Source organism: Lepagella muris (assembly GCF_004793975.1).
In the GTDB taxonomy this organism is placed as follows: Bacteria; Bacteroidota; Bacteroidia; order Bacteroidales; family Muribaculaceae; genus Lepagella; species Lepagella muris.
Map to the genome: position 1 here is coordinate 1 of NZ_SRYB01000062.1, position 5,018 is coordinate 5,018.

General features: G+C 37.8%; 2 protein-coding genes. Both read right to left on the reverse strand.

The genetic code is table 11. The annotated features are described in order from the left end of the window. Window positions 1-69: 69 nt before the first annotated feature. On the reverse strand, window positions 70-2,514 hold the full coding sequence (feoB, locus tag E5331_RS19920; protein ID WP_123484105.1) for a ferrous iron transport protein B: 2,445 nt from the start codon (window positions 2,512-2,514) through the stop codon (window positions 70-72). 160 nt (window positions 2,515-2,674) lie between these two features. Beyond that, the gene (gene dpp5, locus E5331_RS19925; RefSeq protein ID WP_123484106.1) at window positions 2,675-4,765 is read right to left on the reverse strand and encodes a dipeptidyl-peptidase Dpp5; all 2,091 of its coding nucleotides are present in this window, start codon (window positions 4,763-4,765) and stop codon (window positions 2,675-2,677) included. Window positions 4,766-5,018 lie beyond the last annotated feature (253 nt).

Consider the following 5,018-nt stretch of genomic DNA (forward strand, 5'->3'; position numbering starts at 1 on the left):
TCAGCCAAATAAATAGGGCATCTGAAATTTCAGATGCCCTATTTATTTGGCTGACTTCATTTATATGTCTTATGCAAACAAAATAGCTATTCGATATACAACAAACGACAATATCCAGGCTATCATAGTATTATAAAGTATTACGAATACTCCATATTTCCAAGAACCCGTTTCCTTGACTATCGCCGTCACTGTTGCAATACAAGGAAAATACAATAAAACAAATACCATAAATGCAAGAGCGGAGGCTGCATTGAAAGGGGCATGTCCTGTGATCTCTGATGTTTTTGTCAGTCTATCAGCTAATAATTCAGTATCATCATCCCCAACGTATAACACTCCGAGCGTAGAAACCACGACCTCTTTTGCCGCACATCCTGCCAATAGGGAACAACAAGTTTTCCATCCAAAATCCATTGGCTGCATCACAGGTTCAACGAATTTTCCAATATGTCCGAGTATTGAGTTGCTTTGTTGATATTCATTCACAACTAACTCTCTCAATTCGTCAGAATCATGATTTGCAACTGTTTCTGGTGGCATTTCAGAAATTGCTTCCGATATGTATTGCTGAGGAATATCTTCAAGATTAAAATGAGGGAAATAGGAGAGAGCCCAAATAAATATAGACGCAATCAGGATAATTCCTCCCATTTTCTGTAAATATTGCTTAGCCTTTGACCACATATTTCTGACAGTAGCCTTGGCTGTAGGTATCCGATATGGTGGAAGTTCCATTACAAATGGAGTTTCATCTCTCTTGAACCAGAACTTTCTTAATATCTTAGCTGTCACAACCGCAACCACAACTCCTAATATGTATAATCCGGTAAATATCCATGCACCATATTTCGGGAAGAAAGCCCCTGATAAAAGAACATAAATAGGAATTCTTGCCGAACAACTTACAAAAGGATTTATTAAAATTGTAATTAATCGGCTTGATTGACTTTCAATTATTCTGGTTGACATAATGGCCGGCACATTACATCCAAATCCCATGACTAACGGTATGAAGGATTTTCCATGTAACCCCATTTTATGCATCAGTTTATCCATTATGAAAGCTACACGTGCCATATAACCGGAATCTTCCATAAATGAAATAAAAGCATATAGAATCAATATATTCGGTAAGAATACTATCACACCTCCTACACCACCTATAATGCCATCCAAAATCAAATCTTTCAGTGGGCCGTCTGCCATAGATTCACCAAGTTTTCCAGATAACCAACCTACAAACATCTCAATCCATTCCATAGGATAAGATCCTATTTGAAATGTAGCCCAAAACATTAGCCACATTATCAAGAGGAATATGGGGAATCCAAAAAGTTTATTTGTGACAAATGTGTCAATTATCTTCGTTGAATTTTCAGTTTCAGTCTTGCCGTTTTGCAGTGTTTCCGCAAGAGCTCCTTGAATAAATCCATATTTCTCAGCAGCAATTATCGCATTGGCATCATCCCCAAGTTCCCGCTCTATTTTTTCATTTGCCCGATTCCTGATTCTTTCCCATTCATGATAATTTGGATAATCTTTTAGAATCCTCTCCACTTCGGGATCTTTCTCCAACATTTTAATGGCAAGATAACGAGGCGAAAACTTTGGGGAAAGGGTACTGTCAATCTTGAAACTATCAACAAGCTGGCGGACTCCATCTTCAATTTCCGTTCGCAATTTAATATGAATATGACGAGTATCAGGATTACGTAATTCATACACTTCTATAATCGTATCCAACAAATTATCAATACCCCAACCGGTATATGCTTTTGTCGGGACTATAGGTACTCCCAACATTTTCCCTAATTGTTTATACTCAAGAGTTGATTTATTTTTTTCCAACTCATCATACATATTAAGAGCAATCACCATGCTTCTATTCATGTCGATGAGTTCGGATGTCAAATAAAGGTTCCTTTCAAGATTAGATGCCACAACCACATTTACGATAACATCGGGTGTTTCCTCACGAAGATACCTCATCACATACAACTCCTCCGGAGAATATGCAGAAAGAGAATATGTGCCGGGAAGATCAACGATATTGAACTGATACCCTTTATATTTCATTGTTCCGGATTTTGCTCCTACAGTGACACCTGCATAATTACCTACATGCTCATGAGCTCCTGAGACAATATTAAACAACGATGTCTTTCCACAATTGGGATTGCCTACCAATGCAATGTTGATTATCTTATCATGAGGGACCGAATGATTATTCTCCTCTCCATTCTCCACATCAATATGAAGTTCATGCTCAAGGTGCCTTTCCCATTCATCATACGATATGATTTCTATAAGATGTGCCTCACTTTTTCTTAAGGACACTTCATAATCCATAAGTCTGAACTTAATTGGGTCTTGTAAAGGTGCATTAAGTATCATTGTGACTTCTCTACCCTTTACAAAGCCCATTTCCATAACTCGCTTTCTAAAAGCGCCATGTCCTAATATCTTTGTAATAACGCCCGTCTCTCCGGGGTTAAGATCAGATAATCTCATATAAAATATTCTTAGATAATTTATATGCAAAGTTAACTTTTTTTAATATAGTATCATGCAAATTGGCATACCAATAATAAAAAATACCTATTGTTAGGTATAAAAAAGACCTTCCAGAATGAGTCTGAAAGGTCTCCCTAAACTTAATAATTATAAATTATCATTTAAGATATTTATCAAGGAATTTGAAAAATACTCTTTGCCATAATACTGCATTTTGTGGTTGCAGCACCCAATGATTTTCATTGGGGAATACAAGCATCTCTGCCTCTAAACCATGCATCTTTGCAGCATTGAATGCCATCATTCCTTGCGATGCAAGAATCCGGTAATCCAATTCTCCCACAGTTACAAGTATCGGAGCTGACCAATTGTTGACATATTTATGAGGAGAATTTGCATACGTGCGCTGGGCGATGGCATTCTCTTTATCCCAGAAAGGACCACCCAAATCAAAATCTGCAAAAAACATCTCCTCTGTTTCCAAATACTGAGCTTCAAGATTAAAGATACCGGCATGCGCAATAAATGCAGCAAATCTACCTTCATGATGACCGGCAAGCCAGTACACAGAGAAACCTCCATAGCTTGCACCTACAGCAGCCATTTTCTTTTCATCGACATAGCTCTCCTTAGCCATATAATCTGCTGCGGAAAGATAATCCTTCATATTCTGGCCACCGTAATCTCCTGAAATCTGTCGATTCCATTCTGTGCCGAAGCCAGGCAGACCTCTACGATTCGGAAGTATTACAATATATCCATTAGATGCCATTATCATCATATTCCAACGATAACTCCAGAATTGACTTACTGCAGATTGCGGACCTCCCTGACAATATAGTATTGCCGGATATTTCTTTGCCGGATCAAAGTCTGGAGGAAGCACTACCCATGTGAGCATTTCCTTTCCATCGCTGGTCGGAACCATGACCTTCTTTACTTCTCCTAATTTAAGTTGAGAGAGCAATTCGCTATTTATTTCTGTCAGCTGTTTAACGCCTGAATCAGATACAAGGCAAATCTCATTGGGATATCTCATGGAATGCCGTAATGCGATTACTGCGTTATCTGCAACTGGAACAACATCTGCAAAATCACAGACATCCATAGCGACGGTGTCAATTTTACAGGTCTTTACATCAATTGAAAAAACAGGTGAAACTCCTTGGAAATATCCATTAAACCATATTTTGCTTCCATTCTTTGCCCACTGGAAGTTTTCCGGCCAATAATCCCAATTTTCTGTCAGGTCTGTCTTTGTCCCTGAAGACATATCCATCAACATTAATCGCTTCTTGTCACTCTCATATTTAGGAGTTTGCATTGAAAGCCAAGCTAAAGTCTTTCCATCAGGTGAAAATTGAGGATTTGTATCATACCCCATATTGCCTTCCGTAAGATTCTTAGTGGTTTTTCCCTCTATATCGTAAAGATAAAGATCGCTGTTGGTAGAAAACGCATAATCTTGCCCCTTCAATTTTCTTGACACATAAACTAAGCTCTTGCTATCAGGCGACCATGCAAAGGCATCGGCTCCTCCAAATGGACGCATCGGACATTCATAGGGCTCGCCAGCCATGATATCCACAGATTCAGAAATCCCTTTCTCAGAGAAATCTGCGATAAATGGATGGGGAATATTATCAACCCATTCATCCCAATGTTTATACATTAAATCATTGACAACCCTACCGGATGTCTTATCAAGACCCTTAAATAAATCTTCATCCTTATTATAGGCTGCAATTGTTGAACTAAAAATAATTTTAGTCTCATCAGGCGAAATTTCAAAACTTTCTATTCCATTCTGAACATCAGAAAGACATTTCACACCAGATCCGTCAGCATTCATAATATGCAATTGGACCTTGCCTGTCTTATCATCTTTCCGTAGATATGCGATCTTATTCCCATTATCAATCCAGCGTATATTCGATTCAGAGGAAGAAGTCTCTGTCAAACGTTTCATGTTGCTTCCATCTGCATCCATCGAGTATATCTCGGAATTAGACTTATTCTCTTCAATACTCTCGTAAGCAAGCAGGAAAATAATCTTAGAGCCATCAGGAGATGGAAGTGGAGACGAGATCCTACCAAAAGCCTCAAGCACTTCTGCAGTCACCTTGCCATCTATGACTTGAATCTCAGGTTTGCCAATAACTTTATCAGATGATTGACCAGTGTCTTGGCAACCACCTAATACCAGTGGTAATAGCATACCACCCATTGTTGCGGTTAGTTTATTCATATACTAAATTTTAAATTGTACACATGCATTAATCTTGATTCCGCCAAACTGCTTATTAATAAAATTGTCCAAACTTATCCCAAAAGACTAATTTAGACTACTTTAATTATAATGTTATAAACAATTCATTTGAAACAAATAAAAAATACATGCTTTTAATTTGATTAATAATTGCAAATATATGAAAAATTATTCAAATAAGTACTTCAGAAAAATAAATGAACATATCAAGCTCTCATAGTAAAGTTGATGC